Origin of the sequence: Ureibacillus yapensis (assembly GCF_003515775.1) — a bacterium.
Lineage (GTDB): Bacteria > Bacillota > Bacilli > Bacillales_A > Planococcaceae > Ureibacillus > Ureibacillus yapensis.
The window spans coordinates 62,986-84,019 of record NZ_QWEI01000009.1 but is presented as its reverse complement, the minus strand read 5'-3'; the positions used below and the strand labels follow the sequence as shown (position 1 = coordinate 84,019).

Genomic DNA, 21,034 nt, shown 5'->3' with positions numbered 1-21,034 from the left:
GTATGCACTTGTTTAAATCTGCTTCATAAGAATTAATAGCAAAAAACAGAGAAAGGTGAAATTGAGGACGCTCAATTCACCTTTCTCAATATTTGAAGCTAGTTATGTCCCAGCCTCTTTTTAATTTTCTATAAGTATTCAAAACTCAACAGTTACGGCACAATCCTTATTCAGCAATCGGGCCAGATTGTTGAATAACTTTAATGTGTAATTATGATTCTATAATAGCTTCCAACTGATATAATCGTAGTTATTAGGGGAGGTGTTTTTTGTGAGCAAGCTTAATAAATTCTTTAATGATTTTTTAAGTATTAAGAATAATAATTTAGATGAAATTACTGTATCTAACTTAGAACAAAAAATGAAACATGAAAAGTTTCCTAAAAAACTAATAGAAGAACTACTTTTTGAATTTAATAAAATGATAAATGAACAAGGAGAAATAGAATTCCAAAAACAGCTTGCCAGTTTACATTATCAGGTACCTAATCTATTCAGAAGCGAATTAAAAGCTGAAAAAATTTATAAGGATTATCGAAATTGGATAGAGGATGAAGTGGTTAAATTAGAAAATGAAACCAAATTATCTTGGGAAGAGCAAACAGAAGATATTGAAGACTTAAATATAACAGCTAGAAAAGCTCAATTAGTATTAAGGCAAAGGATTACAGAAGTGGTTTTAGATTTATTAAATTAAAGGGCGCTTTCCTTAAATAAGGAAAGTGCTTTTTTCATTAAAGGGCCATTTAATGGAACAATGGTATCAGTCAAAATCGTAATGAATAACATTAACATTGGGGGAGGTTAGCCATTTGGAAATTCAAAAACAAAAATTCCAAAAAATTTTCGGAAACGTTACAAAGAAAAAGCAAATACATGAATCTGTTCTTCTTGTAGAAAACTCCAATGGAGATGTTTCATACAGTTTTGGGTACGGGGGTAAGAATGTAGATACGCCATTCTTTATTGCAAGTATCACAAAGCTGTTCACAACCACTTGTATTTTTATTTTGAGAGACCAGGGAAAACTGTCACTGGATGATGAAATAACAAAATATTTAAAAAAAGACACATTAAGGAACCTTCACGTATACAAAGGTCGAGAGTATTCTAATAGAATTACACTCTCGAACTTATTGTTTCATACAAGTGGATTGAGGGATGTGATTGAGGAGGGTAGCAATAAGTCGAGAAAACGTGCTATTTATATGGATGTGCAAATTGATTTTAATGAAACCATAATAAAGACGAAGGAAATAAAACCACACTTTGCACCAGATATGGGAAAAAGAGCTCATTACGCAAATATAAACTTTGAAATCCTCGGAAAAATAATTGAAATGGTTACTAATTCAACATTGGATGATGTGTATAGACAATTAATTTTTGATCCTTTAGAACTCAAAAATACTTATCTCCCAAAAGATGAGGATGATTTTATCCCGTATGTTTATTATAAGAACACTGCCTTATACCGTCCCAAATTACTTAGGAGCATTCGCGCAAGTGGCGGTTGTGTTTCTACGGCTCGTGAATTAATGGTATTTATCAAGTCTTTCTTTAAAGGAAAGTTATTTAATAATACTGTTTTTCATGAACTAAAAGTAAATAACAGGTTGCAGGCTTCTATGCTTCCAATTCATTACGGTGCTGGATATATGAGAGTTCCACTAAATGGTCTTGCAACTCTTTTTATGGGAAAAGGTGAGTTAATTGGTCATTCTGGTTCGACAGGTTCCTTAGCATTTTACTATCCCGAAAAGGATATGTTTTTTATTGGAGATGTCAATCAAATGGAAAACCCAGCAACTCCTGTAAGGCTGGTGATGCGACTTGCCATGTCTATGAAACATGAAGACTAAAGTATCTTCCATTAACGTGTGCATATCGAGAATAAAAGTGGCGCCCTTTCTTGGCGAAAGGGTAAATATAGCGGATTAACCCAATTCCTGTAAGTTTAAAAAATTTAATTTAGGATATTGTGAAAAGATGTACTTAAAGTAACGGAGGCTTTAGTTCAATAACAATCCTCAACAATCGGGCGCGATTCTGTAATACGGATTAGCGCTTGTTTTCAATTAAGAGCCATTTAATAGAGGAAAAATATCAAGAAAAATAAAATACTTATGGTAATGCTAGTATATTTTTGGAGATTAGTCGAAGGAATTAAACTTAAGAGCAGGATTATTAAAGTCACACTTGATCAATGGTAGATGGAATGTATTATGGGAGAAGTCAGAATAGCCCCATGCTTTTGAGGGATAATAAAGAATAATAAAAAAAGATATAAAGCGAGGAGTTTTATGAAAAAGGTTGCAATGTTTTTCCTTTGTCTTCTTATATTAATTCTTCCATCACAAGTTTCTGCTCAACGTAAAGTACCTATTTTAATATATCATTCAATTGACGAATTTAAAGGTCATGGTGCTAAGGAGTTATATGTAACACCGAAAAATTTCGAGAAACAAATGATTTATCTAAAAGACCATGGCTTCACATTATTAACTTTTGATCGATGGCAAGACATTGATAAAGTAAACAAACCCATTTTCATTACCTTTGATGATGGGTACAAAAACAATCTCAATGCATTTGATATCTTTCAAAAACTGAAAACCGACCGTTTTAAACCAAGTGGTACCATTTTTGTTATTGCTGACTTTATCGGTCGCTCCAACCGATTATCGAAATCGGATTTAAAAATGATGGCTGATTCGGGAATCATCTCAATTCAATCTCATACTGCTACACATCCTTATTTGACGAAAATAAACAATTATGAATACGAACTGAAAGAATCCAAAGATAAAATTCAAAAAATAACGGGCAAACCAGTGAATGTTCTTGCGTACCCCTACGGAAATTTCAATAATAAGGTGGTAGCAGAAACGAAGAAATACTATTTGTTTGGACTTACGACAACACCTGAACTATTTTCTGAGAAGGGCAAAAAAGACGAACTCTATCTTTTGCCACGGATTTATATCAATTATTCAACAACTCTTGATGAATTTGCAAAAATCGTTGAAGGAGAATGAAGGGGTTATAACAGGAACACTTTATTATTTTGAATCTTTGTAATCAACACTCGGGCGCAATTCTTGAAAAGGAATTGTGCCTTCTTCAGCTAAAGGGCCATATTGTTTAATAACAATTATTTTGCAAAGTAGATATTGTGGAGGTCTACACTTAAACTAATTGGTAACGGTAAATGCAGATTTACAACAATATGCAATTCTGATTAGAACTGTTGCAATTACAGTTCCTTCTGAGAAATAAGGGATCATTAGTCGAATAAGTAGTCTTAAAAGCAACCTAACCTACCACCTACAACATTTTGGAACAATCTGATAAGAGGTTGTTCCTTTTTCCACTTATACTCTAGAATACAGACGGTCATAAAAAAATTATATTTTTTCAAACTGAATGAAGGGTAGCTTCGTCTAAGATATATGAGGGGGTGACAACTAGATGAATGAACTAAACCAATTGGCGGTGACAGATGAAATGATGCTGGATGAGCATGAGCAGATTATTGATCAATTAATGCGTGAATACAGCGATGATATCCTGCATCTTGTATATACATATGTAAAAAACCGAACCATAGCAGAAGATTTAGCACAAGAGATATTTATAAAGTGTTATGAAAAATTAAATCAATTTAATCAGCAGTCAACAATAAAAACTTGGCTATATCGCATTGCGAGTAATCACTGCAAGGACTATTTAAGAAGCTGGCATTATCGCAAAATAACGCTTAGCAATAAAGTATTTGACCATATTCCTTCTAAGTCAAAACAGGTGGAAGAGGAGGTTATCAAGCATAGTGAAGAAAATAGCTTAACGAATGCCGTCATGAATTTGCCTCTAAAGTACAGAGAAGTCGTATTTCTACATTATTATGAAGAACTGTCTTTAAAAGAGATAAGCAAGATTACTTCAGTAAATATAAATACATTAAAAACGAGATTAAAGCGTGCGAAGGAATTATTAAAAGACAAGATGATAGAGGAGGTTTAGGAGATGAATGATCCATTTAAGAACCTGAAGAGTTCGATGGAAAAATCAATATTCAAGGATTTTTCTTTTTCTAATGAAAGAAAAAATGCCGTGCGTGAAGCCATTCGTACGAATCAGCAATCACAATTTCATACAGAAACCATTATAGCTATATTAGAATCTGTTCAGCACGAATCAAAGGATGGCTACAATATTTCTGTCCAACTTTTTCAAAAAAATGAACGTGCTTTCCAAAAAAATGAAGGGCAGCTTTATACACTGCTACATCTATTAGAAAATAGAGAAATGCTTACTTCAAATTGGATAAATAACAAGAAATATTATTCTTTAAACTCCAAAGGTAAAAAATACTTAGCTACTTATAAACAAGATACCACTAAACAAGGACTATCCCTTAATCCCTTCATAACGGAGGCATCTTTATGAGTTCTCCCAAATTTGAAGAATTTTTAAGCAAAGTCACTTCCAAAGTCAAATCTACGGAGGCCCACAACAGGATAAAAAAAGAGCTTACTCATCATCTGCAAGAGTTAAGTCAATCTTACAAAAAAAGAGGATTTTCTGAAGAAGATTCAGAAGAAAAGGCCATTCAAGAAATGGGAAATCCATTTATTATTGGAGAGAAATTAAATCACCTTCATAAGCCAAAAATGGATTGGATTCTAATTGTTTTATTTGTTATTTTTGCTAGTATCAGTTTTCTCCCGTTAGTTGGTGGAATTCCTGGGATTTCATCATCAATCACCCATATTATGGGGAGACAAGCTATCTGGTACTCCTTAGCTGCTCTTGTGATTATTGGGTTTCTTTCCTTTAATTATCAAAAATCAAAGAATTGGTGGATGCACTTTTATGCTATCGGCTTGTTCATTCACGTATATCTCTATTTATTTGGATATACGGTCAACGGAGCAAAAAGATGGATTTCACTTCCAGGCCTAACGGTCGATGGCACTATATTGAGTTTATTTTTCTTTTTCCTGGCTTGGGCCGGTATTTTTAACAAAATAAATGAGTTTCGCAGTTGGAAAAAACAAGGATTTCTTCTTGTTTTATTTTGGATTCCCATATTGCTCTACATGATAGTGCCAAACTTTATGGTTGGGGTCATTTACTTTTTCTGTTTACTAGGAATGTTTACATTTGCACGTGTTCATAAGAAATTAGCTATCAACCTAGTCGTATCAAATCTAGTGGCTGGTATCATCTTCATCATTATCATTATTACTACGACCTCACACCAAAGTTATTTTCTTACTAGATTATCTACTTTTATAAACCCAAATGCCGATCCAAATGGAGCCGGATATATGTATATGGTCGTTAGGAATGTACTTGCAGAAGCGGGATGGTTCGGTAACGGGCTTAATAATGATTTGAAATTTCAATTGTTGCCAGAATCACATACAGATTTTGCTTTCCCCTTCCTCGTCTATTCTCTTGGTTGGACATTCGGAATCGGTCTTTGCTTGGTTCTGCTGATTTTTATTTTAAGAATCTCAAAAAATGCATTTAAAACAAAAGATCTTTATGGGAGATTAATCGTAATCGGTGGTTCTGTATTATTTGCCGTTCCTACTACTTGGAATATATTGATGGCCTTTGGAATCGTGCCCATCATGGAAGTTTCCCTGCCATTTATTAGTTATGGAGGAAGTGCAATCCTTTTTTATGCTGCTGTTTTAGGGTTCATTTTAAATGTTTATCGAAGAAAGGATATTGTGGAACCAACGATAGCAGATGATATAAACATTTAAAGTCAAAAATCAGAATGATGATAAAAAGGGCGACAGCTAAATAATAGTTGTCGCCTTTTTCTTAATCTCGAAGTACCGGTAATTTGATGAAATAATTGGTTTTATTAATGAGAACAAATTTAGTTATTCCATAAAAGGGCGCTTTTCTGAAATTAGGAAAGCGTACTTTCTTCATGAAAAGAGGGAGATTGTGGAGCATCTTCTCCAAAGAAAATTATCTCATCCTAAATTTTAAGAGTTTGTGAAAATATATAATATACTTTAAGTCATCCAACGTAATTAAAAAATATAAATTGTTTTAATGGTTTAGTGTAATGATTGAATTCATAGAGGGAGGTTCTTTTTAGAGTGAATATATTAATTTTAGGTGGAACTGGACGAGTTGGAAGTCAATTAGTTAATTATGCCCTTGAAGACAAACAGCATGTTACTGTACTAGTTCGCACTCCAGAGAAGATTCAAATAAACCATGAAAATTTGACTCTTTTTCGAGGCAATGTATTAAATAAAGATGATATCATACGTGCGATCTATGGAATTGATGTGATTATTAGTGCACTCAATACTGATGGGGGAACCACTTTATCGGAAAGTATGCCATTTATTATCGAAGCTATGGAAAAAGAAGGTATAAAACGAATTATCACTATTGGAACTGCCGGAATCCTTCAAAGTAGAATTAGCCCCAAATTACTGCGTTACCAGTCAAGTGAATCAAAACAAAAGTCAGTCCGCGCTGCCCAAGAACATAATAAAGTGTACGATATGCTTCAACAATCGAACCTAGAATGGACCATTGTCTGTCCTACATATTTGCCGGATGGAGAAAGGTTAGGTAAATATCGAATAGAACCTAATTTTTTACCGGAGGGCGGTAGTAAAATTTCAGTCCCGGATACAGCAGAATTTGCATTTAGCCAAATAAAAAGCAGCGATTATATAAAAACACGTGTAGGTATCGCCTACTAATAGTGCAGTTATTCCATTAAGGGGCGCGATTCAGCAATAAGGATCAGCGTTTGTTTTTATGAAGGCCAAGAGCTTGCCGCCCTTCCGCACACTAATTGCCTTCTTCGGAGAAATACGTTCGTATGCTCAGAAAAGGACTCATTTCTGTACGATTGGAACGGATTGGAAGTGAGTGGGTTTCTTCCGTAAAAAAACTGACGATTGTTGCTTTTATTAATCTAACCTTATTTGAAATGAAGTTTATTTTTATACGGGTGGGGAATCAAATTTAAAGTGAAGGTCTATTCATGGTGCTGCAGAAAGAGGAACCAAGATAGGCTATCTGCGACATTCCCACGAGTGAATTGCCATTAGAAAGCAAATACAAACTTTACATAAGGAGAGAATATAATTATGAAAATAAAAGCTGCAGTCACACCTAAAACGGGACAACCTTTTGAAATCACTGACGTTGAATTGCCTGAACTTGGATCAAAAGATGTTTTAATAAAAGTAACAGCATCCGGGATTTGCCATACTGATGTTTCAGGGAGAGACACAGGTATGGTCAATCCACCCGCAGTTCTGGGTCATGAAGGCGCTGGAATTGTTGAAGAGATAGGATCTGAAGTGACTGAACTTCAAAAAGGAGACCATGTGGTTGTCTCATTTGCAAGTTGCGGAAAATGTGATAATTGTTTAGCTAATCACCCTGCACATTGCAGATATTATGCTGACCTTAATTTAAATAGTCATATAGATCAAGATACCAATCAATTGGTATCCAGATTCTTTGGACAATCTTCATTTGCAACATACTCACTCGTTAACGAAAGGAATATTGTGAAAATTGATAAGGATATGGACTTAGCATTGGCGGCTCCACTAGGTTGTGGCTTGCAAACAGGAGCTAGTACTGTTTTAAATGTGCTAAAACCTGAAGCAGGTAGTTCTATTGCGGTATTTGGAGTCGGGGCTGTTGGATTAAGTGCAATTATGGCTGCTAAAATTGCAGGGTGCGAAAATATTATCGCAATCGATCTCCATGATAATCGCTTGGAACTTGCGGAAGAGTTGGGTGCGACAGCTACTATTAATAGTCGCAATGTAAATGTTGCGGAAAAAATCAACGAAATTACTGGTAAAGGCGTTCAGCATGTACTTGATACGACTGGAGTAGATATGGTAGTTGAACAAGCAATCCTATCGCTGGATACTTTCGGAAAACTGGCTACTGTCGTGACGGATTATAGCCTTAATATACCTTTGGAAATCTTGGCACTAAAAGGCGGCAGTATTGTAGGAACAAGTCAAGGTGATGCAATTCCACAAAAATTTATTCCAGAATTGATTTCTTACTATAAAAAGGGGCAATTTCCATTTGATCGAATGGTAAAATTTTATGATTTTGAACAAATAAATAAGGCCTTTGAAGAATCAGAGAATGGTTCAGTTATTAAACCTATTTTAAAAATGAATTAATACATTCTCAAAGTACGAAATTGAAATGAGAAAAGCACCTTTCAAGCAGTTTGAAAGGTGCTATTTTTAGGTGCCGATTACCGATTATTTATATTTATTTAGCAATAGGTGAATCGGTTGAAGTCCGATTCCACTTGCTGCGTTATCATCGAATAAATTTGCCTAGGGCGCAATTTGAAATAAGGTGAGCGTCATCCTTAGTGTTAACTTAATAACTACAAAAAACTGCCTTTGTATTTGGAATGGGCAGTTTTTTTATATTTTGCCTTAGAAGAATATAAAGGAATTTTCTTCGCAAACTATCTGTGGTGGAGGTGAGAATAAAGATGGCTAACAATCGTAACAACCGAGAAGAGTTTGCGAATGAAGCAAGCGTTAACCGCAATCGCAACCAATATGTAAATAATCGTGAAGAATTTGCAGCAGAAGCTGACTTCAACCGTAACGGAGCTGCAAGTGAACTTGAAGAGCGTATTAACGAAGCTAATTTCAAACGCAACCGTAATGGTGATGCAAACAACTGCGACATTCGATAATAAAAACCAATTATAGAAGTAAATTGTACTAGCCTCGAATTCCTTGTCAAGAATTCGGGGCTTTAATTTATTATCGTAAATTCAACATGAACCATATTTGTTCAATATGTTCAATGCTTAAACAATCGGGCGCGATTCTGTAATAGGATCAGCATTCCTATCATAAAAAGGGCCATTTAATAATTGAATATTAATGTTAAGATATATTTATGGTTTTAATATCGATAAACCGGCATTTTTTATTTTTCTAAGAAGTAAATTGCTATATATGATTTAATAAGAAGATTGAACAATAATATTCTTGAACAAACGGAAGAAATAAAAAAATTACGGGCTGAATTAAAATCTAAGCAGCAAGATTAATAAGTTAATTGACTATCTACCACAATTGATTTGCAATTCTTTAATAGAGAGAACGGTCATCTTAAGAACTGGATTTTAATAATTTAAAGAGGAAAGTCAAATGAGAAAAAATTATATAGCAAGAATGCTTCTATTACCAATAATTGTGGCATTAGTTACCACGTTAAGTATTCTATTGATCGAGAGAGAGGCGGAATCGGACTTAATGCCTCTTTCGATGTTTGAGAATCTAATGCTTTTTGTAATGCTCTATCTAGCAATTTATTTTTTTACTATTGTTTTGGCAGCTCCTATTAATATTTATATTTCTAAAAAGATTAAAAATAAAATCGTATCGATTATTTTGTTTAATATTATAGGGTTAATGTTGATAGGTTGTATTGATGCTTGGTTCTTAACTATTGTTGATTTAATGTCTGTATATTTGATTTTCCCATTGTTCTCACTTTTAGCGCTAATACCATTTAAGATTGAATGGAACGATTAGGTAGAAGAATTTGAATTAAAGTTAAGTAAATGATATGACTTGTATTTTCTATAATGTGTTTACATTCTTCAACAAACTTGAGGGTTATATAGTCTGCAATCGGGCGCAATTCTGTAATATGGATCAGCACTTTTTTCATTAATGGACCAGATGGTGGAATAACCTTTAAAGAGATTAGGATGGCAGAATCGAGAGAGGAAAAGTTGTGAAGTAGGAGTAAAAATTCATATCTTAATTTTGCTGCAATCAAGTAACATTAATTTCAAAAGTTGGAGTGAAACAAGTGAAGAAAAACTTGGAACCTATTCTAATAATAATTCTTTTTTCCTTAGTTGCAGGCATTGCCCTGTACTTTGCTGACAGTACGGATGCACAAAAAGTTGAAAAGTATATAAAGGAGAAATATGGATTTAAAATTGGCGTAGAACAGGTAATTGAAAACGGTATTGCTGCTCATCCTACGTTTGTGGTATTTCCGAAAAAACATCCGGATCTACTATTCAAAGCAACACTAAATCCTTCAACTGATACGATTACTGATGATTATCCTGAAGCATTGAAGGCCGACAAAGCTTTACATAAATTAGAGAAAGTGATTCCTGCGATTGAACAACTGGGATTTGAAAGTTATGATGAAGAATTTAAAGTAAGTTATTTAGGTTCCAAAAAACGTACTCTAAAATTATATTCTTCCACGCCGATCGATCCGGCTTCGCTTAAAGAAGAAAAATTGGAACGTTTCTTTGAATTGCAACAGTTGATTAAAGAAAGCGGCGCCAGTATTACGCATGTAATGGTAGAAGACAACCGTGAACCGGTAGAAAGCAATTCCATTTATTTCGCAATGACAGATATGAAAGATGTGAAAACAAAGGAAGAAGTCTTGAGGCTTTTATCCAAATAAAAAATTCAAGGTTATCGGCCAATTACGAAGAAAAAAGGAATAGGGCAGCAGAGAATGGAAAAGCAAGGCAACCAATGTAAATGGGCAAGTTCGAATCAGGCTTTGTTCTGCACCATTTAATTTTAAATGTGCTTAAACTAATTGGTAGTTTGGTTTGATAATATACTATTATTTATTTTAATGTGTACAAGCTTATGCTATAATGAGGAACTTATTATAATAATGACTGGTTTTTAATTGAACGGATGCCAAGAAAAGCCTCCGCTGACCGACAAAATATGGAGGTATAAGAGAATGAATAAACGATGGACAATTGGCAAAATTAAAGAATTTGTTGAGAACAATTCGGAAAGTAAGTTGCTAACGACGGAATATCATGGTTTTTCTCAAAAGCTGCTATTTAAATGTGCATGTGGCAGCAACTTTGAAAAAACATTTACGAAATTCAAAAATAATAACCAACGTAAGTGTGACGTGTGTCAACCTCCAAAAGCGTCACGCTAACCATATAGCGAATAAACGAAGTGCCGATTTCTAAGGGAAGTTGGCACTGTTTTTTATGTGACGTGTTGATTAAAATTTTTGATATACCTATTAAATACATCCCACGGAATTCTATTAGTAGTCAACACGCAGCAATACTGCTATAATTGACACTTGCTCAAATACGAAGACTATGTCTAGTGAGAGCTGTTTTTTTAATTGCATGAAGAAACGCATCAGTTGAGTTTAAAGCAGTTTTCAATGACCATATGATTGACTTCATCGAAATGGGGTGTATGGATAGTGGGAACAGCCAGCCATTCGGTGCACTCCGGGCGGTTTTGTAAGAATACGATTTTTTCCGTGCATCCGTTTTCGTCTTCGCAATCAGAAAACTTGGTTAAGATTTGTTTTTTCGGTACATACTTGAGTTGAAAATTGAATCAAAAATTGATTTAAAAGGGGAATACATCATGAGTAACTATAACGCAGTATCAGCAAGAAATACGGAAAATGCTCCAAACGGCAACGGTTTATATTCACAATCTGTAGCTTTCTCTCATTACAATAATCTTTCAGCTCAATTGCCTGTAGATCCAAAAACAGGTGAATTAGTAGCTGGTGGAATAAAAGAGCAAGCTGAACAGTGCTTTAATAATATTAAGGCAATTGTAGACAGCATCGATCATGTTATGAGCGATATCGTTAGAATTACGGTTTTCGTTAAGGATATCAAAGATGTTGACGCTGTAGACGAAGTTTATAAAACATTCTTCCCAACCTATGTTCCTGCACGAACAACAGTTGCAGTTGCAGCTTTGCCAATGGATGCTATGGTGCAAATTGAAGCACTTCTTTCACACGGTGAAGGTACAATTCCAAACGCACCACAAGCAGGCGACCTAATTAAGCTTACAAATAATACGGCGAATGCACCTACAAGCCCTCTATCTACACAAACCGTGGCTTTCTCCCACTACAATTACCTTTCAGCTCAATTGCCGATCGATCCAAAAACAGGCAGATTGGTTGCTGGAGGTGTCAAAGAACAGGCTGCACAGAGCTTGAAAAACATTAAGGCAATTTTAGAAAGTATCGACGTTCCTTTTGACGATATTGTTAAAATTACAATCTTCCTTAAAGACCTTTCGGATACTGAAGCGGTAAACGAAGTTTATTCAACATTTTTCCCAGACTCAGCTATCGCCAGAGCCGTAGCTTATGTTCCTGCACGAACAACTGTTGCAGCTTCAGCTTTACCGATGGATGCTTTGGTGCAAATTGAAGCAGTGGTGTCACACGGAGATGGTACGCCTCCACAAGAGGTTGAAGACAGACATGGCATCGTTATTTGGGCAAACAACACTGATAACGCACCAAAGAGCTCACTTTCTACGCAAACTGTAGCGTTCTCTCATTACAATCATCTTTCAGCTCAATTACCTTTAGATCCGAAAACGGGTAAATTGGTAGCTGGTGGTGTAAAAGAGCAAGCTGAGCAGTGCTTGAAAAATGCTAAGGCTATTGTCGAAAGTATCGATCACGTGATGGACGATGTGGTTAAAGTAAATATCTTCCTTAAAAATATTGAGGATATTGATGCTGTAGACGAAGCTTACAACACATTCTTCCCAGGTGGTGTACCTGCACGAAGAGTAGTTGGCGTATCTGCTTTACCTGAAGATGCTTTAATCCAAATTGATGTTGTTGTATCAAATGCTGAAGGAACACCTCCAAAAGCATAACAGGAACCTATAGTTTTAGGAGCTGTCTCAATGAAATTGAGATAGCTTCTTTTTTTGCGTTTTTCAGTTTCTGATTGCTTTTTTCATTGTAGGGGTATGTATAAAAGGTAGACAATTTCATATGTAAACCAGTTATACGGAAAGGGGACGAAAACGTTGAATAGAGAGGAACGCATAAAAGTTTTGCAAGATGTAATAAAAATAAAATCGGTAAATGATCGTGAATCAGAAGTAGCTGATTATTTATCCAATCTATTCCAACAATATGGCATTGAATCTAAAAAAGTAAAATATTGCGAAGGCCGTGAAAGCCTAGTAGCCCTATACAAAAAAGGTGACGGTAAAGTTTTAGGCATCAGTGGACACGAAGATGTAGTAGCAGCTGGCGACGAAAGTGAGTGGAAATTCCCGCCATTCTCAGCTGAAATCGATGGCGATAAATTATACGGCCGAGGTTCAACGGATATGAAAGCTGGTCTGGTGGCTTTGGCAATCGCTATGATTGAAACTAAAGAAGAGAACGTGGACATCAATGGTACCTTGAAATTCATGGGAACTGTTGGTGAAGAGGTCGGAGAATTAGGTTCTGAACAATTAACTAAAGAAGGTTATGCAGACGACCTCGATGGTTTGATTATTGGTGAACCAACTGGTCAGGCATTGATTTATACCCACAAAGGGTCAATGAACTATACAGTTGTTTCCCGTGGCAAATCTGCGCATAGTTCAATGCCTAAAGAAGGCATTAACTCAATTGCAAATATTAATGAATTTGTGACTCTTGCCAATGCAGAAATGCAAGAAATCACCAACAAATATAAAAATGAGGTATTGGGTGAAACTGCTCATTCCATTACAATCATCAACGGCGGGAACCAAGTTAACAGTATTCCAGCTATTACAACGTTGCAAGGCAATATTCGTACAATTCCTGAATTTGATAACAGCAAAGTTAAAGCATTATTACAAAATATTGTTGATGAATTGAACAAAAAGGAAGGTTTTAACTTAGAATTGATCGTTGATTATGATATTTATCCTGTAGAGTCTAAAGCAGATTCTGAACTAATTAAAGCCATCCAAGCTGTTTCCAAAACAGAATTGCCTGTAACTGGCATTTCACCAACGACAGACGCAGCTGCCTTTACTAAAGCTGACAATGAATTCGACCTTGTCATCTATGGTCCTGGCGTTCCGGATTTGCCTCATCAAACAGACGAATACGTATCAATCGAAAATTACTTGGAAATGATTGATATATACAAAGCAATTTACAAAGAATACTTAAAATAAGTGGTTAACATTGTGGATCATCATAAAAGTCCCGGATTTTAAATATCCGAGACTTTTCAGTGAGAATTAGGGAAAGATTAATATATTTAAATGGCGCTTTTCTGAATAAGGAAAGCGCCTTTCTTTATGAAAAAGACCATATAGTTGAAGAAGGGAAAAGATTATCAGTGTTGAATTGTTTAAAGAAAAGTTACTTAAGAGTTTTTATGTATAAGGACAATATGTGAAATAAAATCTCTAAAAGAATTTAAAGTGTATTGAAGGTGAGTTTAATTAGAATCATAGAAAAGGGGAATAATGTGCGGCTTGAAGTAAATGTCACCAAAAATAGAACGTATAAGCTAGGTGTAACTGCGTTATTGTTATCTGCTTTATTAACTGCAGCAAGCCAAGTATTTTACGCAAGCCGTGTACAAAATGCGCATCCATTTTTATTTACAGGAATCAGTTTCTTTTTGACTGCCTGTTATTTTTCCTTTTTTGCAAGAAGCCAAAAGGAAACTTATAGATGGAAGTCCTCATGGCAATCACTGCTAAAGTTAAACTTATCCTCTGTTTTAGCTTTTATGGGATTTTACTTTGCCTTGAAATTTATTGAACCTGCAATCGTTAGTTCGCTTGAGATGGGGTTAGGTCCATTATTTGTGATTTTCCTCGCATTGATGCAAAGAGAGGTTATTGCTAAAGCGCAGTGGGGAATTGCATTCGGTACATTATCGGCTTGTTTATTATTAGTCATTTCTGTCTTTAATGGTGTTTCAGGTGTTCAGACGAATCTAGATTCAAGCGCCATTCTTGGATTAATTGCGAGTGTGGCTTGTGGTTTAGGGGCTGTTTTATGTACGAATTATTCAAATCGGCTAAGCGGAATGGGGTGGACAAGCTCAATGATTCTGACACACCGACTTTATGGAATTATAATTTTGTCATTTATATTTACTTATAATATTCTATTTGATTATATTTTTGAAAATATACTATGGATTTTAATTGTAACAGTCGCTGGAGTTTTGCTTCCAATGTATTTATTGCAGAAAGGTATTCAATATTGCGAGACGTTTCTAGTGATGATGTCACTGTGCTTCGTTCCTGTCTTTACTTTTTTGTTTCAGCTATTCGATCCAAGAATATCTTGGTCAACAACGACTTTAATGGGTGTTGTATTATTATTCATATTGGGAGTTTTTAGTATAAATATTGGGGAAAAACAATCATGAGCCATTATCCAGGAATTTGCCCTCGTTTGAAAGAAAGGAGAGGAGAATGGAAAATGTATTAGTTAGAGAAGTGCCGTTATTGTTAAAGGTTTACATTTTAGTTATAGGCAGAATAGTTTAAGAAGGGAATTCATAAACCTTTATTGAAATTTATATAGTTCACTAATGGAGATTTCTTGGCTTGAGGTACAAACAATAATTCTTTCAAGGGACGTTTACCTTAAAAAAAGGAGCTATTAAATAATGAAAAAATTTTTCTCAGGAATTTTCCTTACATTGATTTTAATGCTTTCTTCTTTTCCTGTTCATGCAGCAAACATTCAAATCAAGATTGACGATGTAGTTATTGCATCGGATGTAAATCCTGAGATTAATAACAATCGAATAATGGTGCCTTTGCGTGTAATCAGTGAAAATTTGGCGGCGAAGGTCAATTGGTCGAATTCCGAAGTCACTCTCACTAAAAATGATATGAAGGTAAGATTAAAACTAAATAGTAATACGGCAGTAAAAAACGGTAAAACGGAGCTGCTTGATGCAAAACCATATATAAAGAATAATCGTATATTTGTTCCGATGCGTTTTCTTGCAGAAACATTTGGCTGTAATGTCAATTACAAAAATTCCACAGTAACGGTTGATACGAAGCCTTTAGTCATAGACAACGTGAAAATAAATGCAATCCAAGAAGAAGTCCATATGACCATGGGTGGTGTAGTACGACAAATTAAAGGTAATGTATATAATAAAGAAATTTATGATGTTTTTATAAAAAATAGAGGCAGTAAGGTAGAAGCTCCTGCTAATTATTCGTGGCATTACGATATTGACACTCCTGGAGCCTATTATAAAAATGGACAATACGATTTTCTGAATCAAGAAGGCAATAGCGTTAAACGCTTTGATATTTATTCTTTAATTAAATCCTTCCCAGCTGAAACTTTGGCAGGATACCAAGAGGTTTTAATTTACGACGCTACTGAAAATCAATGGTATGTATTTACTGATCACGCATTTCAATCTATTAATCAGTTAATAGATACTGCCAATAAGAACGGTTTTCTGAAAATTATCAGTAATACAGCTGTATAGCGTTAGTAATTGAACTTTCGAGGGCATAAACGAACGAAGAGGACTAACGCTCTTCTTTGGAGAGAACAACTCTACTTATTCTAGAATCGGGCACAATTCTGTAACAAGAATTGTGCTTTTTTTCATTTTAGTATTAACGGGGAATTTAGTTGAATAGCAATCTTCACAATCGGCACGATTCTGCAGTGGGAATTGTAATTTTATTCAAGAAAAGGGCCATTTTGTGCAACAAGACTCTTTATAAAATGGTTTAGAGTTCAATTTGAATCTTTTTACTTTTATTTTCCGTAAGTAAGGTAATAGGGAGGTAGAAAAATGAAAAGTATAATTGGACTATTTATCATTGCGTTCATATCAGTTGGAATAGCCGATTTAATTCAAGGAGTGATTTTAACATTAATTTACACGCCAAACACTTACTCAACAGGTGGTTTAGAAATGGCAAACATAATAAAATATAGTACTTACGCTATAACAGTAACAATTGCTTTTTGGAGTGTATCTAAGGTAAAGAATATGTTAAAAAAGGTGCTATCCTAAAGTCACTTAGACTTCTAGGACAGCACCTAGATTTTATTCAAGCTGTCATCTTATTATGAATCGCCTTTATTTTTGTGTTGGATTAATTAATTTCAGATCATTTCCTGTTGGATTTTGGAATATTCGAAGGCCAAACTCTGGTGCTACTGCCAAGAGGTGGTCGAAAATGTCAGATTGAATAGACTCATAAACCGCCCAATTCACATCATTTGAAAAAGCGTATATTTCAATTGGCAACCCATTTTCACTCGGCGCTAATTGCCTTACCATTGTCGTCATTTCTTTATGGATTCCCGGATGGTTTTTTATATAATTACTAATATACGCCCGAAATACACCAATATTTGTAAGCGACCTACCATTTACGTGATTGCTTATATTTATGCGGTTTTTGATATTATACTCTGCAATTTCACGTTGTTTTGTATCAATATAATCCGTGAGATAATGGATGTTCCGAAACTTCTCAATCATATCCTTCGAACAAAACGAAATGCTGGTTGTATCAATAAATAATGAGCGCTTGATCCGTCTACCACCAGTTGCTTGCATGCCTCTCCAGTTTTTAAAAGAGTCAGAAATTAAAGCATAACTTGGAATGGTTGTAATGGTTTTATCAAAATTTTGTACTTTTACTGTGTTTAGTGAAAGATCAATAACATCACCATCGGCTCCGTATTTCGGCATTTCAATCCAATCACCTACACGCACCATATCATTCGAAGTTAACTGAATCCCTGCAACAAGACCTAATAATGAATCTTTAAAAACCAGCAGCAATACAGCAGAAAGCGCACCTAGCCCACTTAGGATAATGAGTGGACTTTCACCGATTAAGTTCGCTATGACCAAAATAATCCCTAGGACAAAGACAATAATTTTAACTACTTGAATATATCCTTTAATCGGCCTCACTTTTGAAACTTCAAAGCTTTGATATATGTCATGAATAGCGTTCAATAAACTACTTAGTACGCTTAATCCGACAAGAATTATATACGTAATTGCCCCTTTTTCAATGAGTTCTTGATAGGTTGGAAAAGCTTGGGCAAAATAATGAATAATAATCGCCGGAACGATGTGAGATAACTTGTGGAAAACTTTCCTTTCTAAAAGAATATTATCCCATTCAAACTTATTATTGTTCACAATATGTGTAATTAACCGAATGACAATCTTTTTCGTTATAAAATTTGCAATTATACAAATGAGCACGATAAAAGTAATCATAAGAGCTACTGAAAGATACTCAGCCAATAATGGATCTACTCCATAATTAATCAGTTGTTTATAAATAAATCTCATTTACCTTCCTCCTGCCTACTATGTTAACAAAGATGTTTAAAAGAAGAAATTATGGGAAACAGCAAATGGAATAAAGTTAAGGGAATTCTGAATGAAGATATAATAAATGAATATGGTATTATTTCTGCTTAATGGGACAAGATGTTCGAGATGAATTTGGGTTTGATCAATCTTTTTTTCAAAATGAATTCTTCTTATTTATCGTAAAATACGGGTTTATAAGGTGTTTTTAATCAAACTTTCAAAGCAACACCGTGAGCGAAAAAGTACCTTATTAGCAGATGGCAAAGGAATTAAGCGTCAGTAAACCTACTCTTATTAAGTCGGTCCTCTATTTAATCAATTTATTTTCTGGAATTAATTCTGACAATGAAACAATGTTCGCCCTTTTTTCGTATATGGGAATATATTCTTATAAAATATTAACCATCATTGATCCTGAAACCCCCACATGACCAATGGCAACTAGCTGTTCATATTCCGTTAATTTCCCCTCCAGTTTTTTTGCTTGTTCAGTAATATGTTGGGTTGTGTATAAAAGATCAAAAAAGTGATCGTTTTCCAAATAAGGGACACCCATTTCGTTGGCCAGTTTACCGACGACACTTTTTCGCCTCGTCTTGCTATCGAGGTAAAAAAGCCCGTTCTCCTTGCATACCTCTAGAACATTTTCATTACTCTTTCATCCTCTGTTGCTTTTGATCCCATATGATGATTCATTCCGACAGCGTGAGGTACATCTTTAATTGCAGCCTCTACACGCTTCCTTATTTCTTTAATGGTTAAATCAGTAGTAATTGCGCCGGGACCAAGCCAACTTTTCTTCCCTTTTTTCGGCTCCATATTTTCATCTCATCACTCCTCAATTCGTATTAGAACTTCACATTGTTCTTTAAATAATTACAGTAAGTGATGAATACATCCAACTATTTTAGGAAAACTTTCTGTATGCTAAGGTTTTTCAAAATATAATGAAATTGAGTGAACTAAATGCGATTTGTTATTACAGTCATTCTTTTAACAATTATCTTGTTTATTAACTGTTCCTATGTTTTAGCAAAAGATGAAAATGTGGGCATTCAGATTGAAATGCTCCCTTGGGAAAAAGTGAATGGGATTTTGCCAAGGTACAGCGAGTTTACAGTATTGGATGTGGAAACAGGGAAAAAGTTTAAGGTGCAGAGACGTGCGGGTAACCGCCATGCGGACGTTCAGCCCTTGACTTCGAAAGATACGAAAATAATGAAAGAGATATACGGCGGCAAATGGAGCTGGAAACGAAGAGCTATTATAGTCATTCATCGCGATCAATGGATTGCGGCTTCAATGCATGGGATGCCACATGGTGCTGGTGCATTAGATAATAATTTTCCTGGTCATTTTTGCATCCATTTCTATGGAAGTAAGACCCACAGCACAAACTCCATGGATTTATCACATAAACTAATGATTTTAAAAGCAGCAGGCAAACTTGAAGAGTATGTTGCCGGCGCAGACCCGTTTGAACTAATTAATGCATATGTAGCTGGAATTAAGCAGCAGGATTCCCGGATAATCTCGACCATTTCCCTTCAGCAAATTGACTGGAAAGAGCATATTCAATCGATTGAAAATATAAATTTGAAACGTATATCTATTTTCCCTGTTGAAGACTTAGTAGATAAAATAAGTCTTCAAGTGCCAGTCGAAATCGAATGGGTAAATAATAATGCAGAAAAAAAGTTCTTTAAAGGGGATATTTACTTATTCCGTTTTTCCCCCGCAGATGCATGGAAAATAGATAGTATCCGGTTTTTAAAAGATAGTCGTATTTAAAGGAATATAAAAATAAAAAAACTTTTTAGATCAATCACTATGGATAAGGATGATTCTTAAAAGATACTTATACTTGTTTAAATGAAGAAGAATATCTCATCCAGAGTATTATTCTGGGTCTGTCATTTACACGCACTGGGGGTGAAGATTTTGAAAGTATTACCCCACTTGTGCTTTCGTCTAGCGATGTTTTTCATTAAAGGGGCAGGCTGTGGTGGAACGCAGTCTAAAGGGTTTAAAACCAAGAGCATTAAACTATTAGTATAAATTATTTTAATTACCTATTAGACCAGCTTCTTCTAAAACTCACTTTACAAATTATATATTTAGTGTAAAATTACACTAAATATAACTTATTTTATATTTGTTTTTAAATGAACATAAGATAAATGGAGTGGGATTATGAAGAAGACGATAGTTATAGGTGTTTTGGTTGTTAGTTTATCGGTAAATTTTTATCTATTTGGGAAATGGTTTTTTTGGGACCTCTGGTACGAGCCAACCGAGGAAGAACAAATTTATTTAAATCAGATGGCACAATTAACGGTTGAGAGCGAAGATTACCAGCATATCGCAAAATATTCGGACGTCATTGCTCTTGCACCTAGTATAAACAAAAGTACGGGTGGGCATTTTCCGTTCAATATGGAGATTGAGGTAAAAACAACTAAGAAGACTTTTCTTTTTACATGTGATGATGCTACTTGTTCGAAGATGAGTTTAGGAGGGGAATACCTCGCTACTTATACAGATGAAGATATACTGCTGCCTTTCAAAATATCAAAGTAAAGTGTACAAGCCTCGAATACTTTCAAGTATTCGAGGCTAATTGCATTTATTAGGCTTAGATTCAACAAAAGTAAATTATATATTTTTCAGTTTTAGGAAATCGGGCGTGATTGTAATTTGAAAAATTAAAATCTCTCTTCTGTAATATAGAAACTAGAAACTAGCATGGTCGATCTGCCATGAACCATCTTCTTGTACAAGATTTATCTGTCTTTGTAGGTCGCTATTTCTATCATTCCAATTATAGATTACTTG

At 34.9% G+C, this 21,034-nt stretch carries 21 protein-coding genes and 1 pseudogene; 20 read left to right on the top strand and 2 right to left on the bottom strand.

The annotated features are described in order from the left end of the window. Positions 1 to 271 precede the first annotated feature (271 nt). From D1B33_RS14680 to D1B33_RS14600, 18 genes are all read left to right on the top strand, one after another. Positions 272 to 697, top strand: coding sequence for a hypothetical protein (locus tag D1B33_RS14680; RefSeq protein ID WP_118877155.1), 426 nt, complete (start codon positions 272 to 274; stop codon positions 695 to 697). A gap of 115 nt (positions 698 to 812) precedes the next feature. After that, entirely contained in the window at positions 813 to 1,862 is a 1,050-nt protein-coding gene (locus tag D1B33_RS14675; protein WP_118877154.1) for a serine hydrolase domain-containing protein, read from the top strand. Positions 1,863 to 2,303: 441 nt separating this feature from the next. Beyond that, entirely contained in the window at positions 2,304 to 3,038 is a 735-nt protein-coding gene (locus tag D1B33_RS14670; RefSeq protein ID WP_118877153.1) for a polysaccharide deacetylase family protein, read from the top strand. Positions 3,039 to 3,471: 433 nt separating this feature from the next. Continuing rightward, the gene (locus tag D1B33_RS14665) at positions 3,472 to 4,023 is read left to right on the top strand and encodes a sigma-70 family RNA polymerase sigma factor (protein ID WP_118877152.1); all 552 of its coding nucleotides are present in this window, start codon (positions 3,472 to 3,474) and stop codon (positions 4,021 to 4,023) included. A 3-nt stretch (positions 4,024 to 4,026) separates the two neighbouring features. Beyond that, positions 4,027 to 4,449, top strand: a complete 423-nt coding sequence (locus D1B33_RS14660) for a PadR family transcriptional regulator (protein ID WP_118877151.1) — start codon at positions 4,027 to 4,029, stop codon at positions 4,447 to 4,449. Further along, positions 4,446 to 5,780 carry an FtsW/RodA/SpoVE family cell cycle protein gene (locus tag D1B33_RS14655; protein ID WP_118877150.1) on the top strand — a complete coding sequence of 445 codons (1,335 nt, stop codon included), beginning with the start codon at positions 4,446 to 4,448 and terminating at the stop codon, positions 5,778 to 5,780. Before D1B33_RS14660 ends, D1B33_RS14655 begins: the two co-directional genes overlap by 4 nt. Positions 5,781 to 6,128: 348 nt before the next feature. Then, complete coding sequence (locus D1B33_RS14650) at positions 6,129 to 6,749, top strand: NAD(P)-dependent oxidoreductase (protein ID WP_118877149.1); 621 nt, start codon at positions 6,129 to 6,131, stop codon at positions 6,747 to 6,749. A 122-nt stretch (positions 6,750 to 6,871) separates the two neighbouring features. After that, complete coding sequence (locus tag D1B33_RS18510) at positions 6,872 to 7,021, top strand: hypothetical protein (protein WP_158582997.1); 150 nt, start codon at positions 6,872 to 6,874, stop codon at positions 7,019 to 7,021. Positions 7,022 to 7,142: 121 nt separating this feature from the next. Next, positions 7,143 to 8,210 carry an NAD(P)-dependent alcohol dehydrogenase gene (locus tag D1B33_RS14645; RefSeq protein ID WP_118877148.1) on the top strand — a complete coding sequence of 356 codons (1,068 nt, stop codon included), beginning with the start codon at positions 7,143 to 7,145 and terminating at the stop codon, positions 8,208 to 8,210. A 326-nt stretch (positions 8,211 to 8,536) separates the two neighbouring features. Continuing rightward, positions 8,537 to 8,746: a hypothetical protein gene (locus tag D1B33_RS14640; protein WP_118877147.1), complete on the top strand. Its 210-nt coding sequence runs from the start codon at positions 8,537 to 8,539 to the stop codon at positions 8,744 to 8,746. A gap of 463 nt (positions 8,747 to 9,209) precedes the next feature. Continuing rightward, the gene (locus D1B33_RS14635) at positions 9,210 to 9,596 is read left to right on the top strand and encodes a pilus assembly protein PilB (RefSeq protein ID WP_118877146.1); all 387 of its coding nucleotides are present in this window, start codon (positions 9,210 to 9,212) and stop codon (positions 9,594 to 9,596) included. Between the two features lie 283 nt (positions 9,597 to 9,879). Beyond that, complete coding sequence (locus D1B33_RS14630) at positions 9,880 to 10,500, top strand: hypothetical protein (RefSeq protein ID WP_118877145.1); 621 nt, start codon at positions 9,880 to 9,882, stop codon at positions 10,498 to 10,500. 294 nt (positions 10,501 to 10,794) lie between these two features. Next, positions 10,795 to 11,004 carry a hypothetical protein gene (locus tag D1B33_RS14625; RefSeq protein ID WP_028395991.1) on the top strand — a complete coding sequence of 70 codons (210 nt, stop codon included), beginning with the start codon at positions 10,795 to 10,797 and terminating at the stop codon, positions 11,002 to 11,004. A gap of 452 nt (positions 11,005 to 11,456) precedes the next feature. Continuing rightward, complete coding sequence (locus D1B33_RS14620) at positions 11,457 to 12,728, top strand: RidA family protein (RefSeq protein ID WP_118877144.1); 1,272 nt, start codon at positions 11,457 to 11,459, stop codon at positions 12,726 to 12,728. Between the two features lie 156 nt (positions 12,729 to 12,884). Continuing rightward, positions 12,885 to 14,021: an ArgE/DapE family deacylase gene (locus tag D1B33_RS14615; protein ID WP_118877143.1), complete on the top strand. Its 1,137-nt coding sequence runs from the start codon at positions 12,885 to 12,887 to the stop codon at positions 14,019 to 14,021. A 299-nt stretch (positions 14,022 to 14,320) separates the two neighbouring features. Then, positions 14,321 to 15,238: a DMT family transporter gene (locus D1B33_RS14610; protein WP_158582996.1), complete on the top strand. Its 918-nt coding sequence runs from the start codon at positions 14,321 to 14,323 to the stop codon at positions 15,236 to 15,238. Positions 15,239 to 15,481: 243 nt separating this feature from the next. Beyond that, on the top strand, positions 15,482 to 16,330 hold the full coding sequence (locus tag D1B33_RS14605) for a stalk domain-containing protein (RefSeq protein ID WP_118877141.1): 849 nt from the start codon (positions 15,482 to 15,484) through the stop codon (positions 16,328 to 16,330). 315 nt (positions 16,331 to 16,645) lie between these two features. Then, complete coding sequence (locus D1B33_RS14600; protein WP_118877140.1) at positions 16,646 to 16,870, top strand: hypothetical protein; 225 nt, start codon at positions 16,646 to 16,648, stop codon at positions 16,868 to 16,870. A gap of 66 nt (positions 16,871 to 16,936) precedes the next feature. Here D1B33_RS14600 and D1B33_RS14595 read toward each other — a convergent pair whose 3' ends face one another. Beyond that, positions 16,937 to 18,175 carry a mechanosensitive ion channel family protein gene (locus D1B33_RS14595; protein ID WP_118877139.1) on the bottom strand — a complete coding sequence of 413 codons (1,239 nt, stop codon included), beginning with the start codon at positions 18,173 to 18,175 and terminating at the stop codon, positions 16,937 to 16,939. A gap of 412 nt (positions 18,176 to 18,587) precedes the next feature. Further along, positions 18,588 to 19,018 (bottom strand): annotated as a pseudogene (locus tag D1B33_RS14590) (divergent polysaccharide deacetylase family protein). A gap of 147 nt (positions 19,019 to 19,165) precedes the next feature. Here D1B33_RS14590 and D1B33_RS14585 point away from each other — a divergent pair. Beyond that, positions 19,166 to 19,990, top strand: a complete 825-nt coding sequence (locus tag D1B33_RS14585) for a hypothetical protein (protein ID WP_118877138.1) — start codon at positions 19,166 to 19,168, stop codon at positions 19,988 to 19,990. Between the two features lie 402 nt (positions 19,991 to 20,392). Beyond that, positions 20,393 to 20,779, top strand: coding sequence for a hypothetical protein (locus D1B33_RS14580; RefSeq protein WP_118877137.1), 387 nt, complete (start codon positions 20,393 to 20,395; stop codon positions 20,777 to 20,779). Positions 20,780 to 21,034 lie beyond the last annotated feature (255 nt).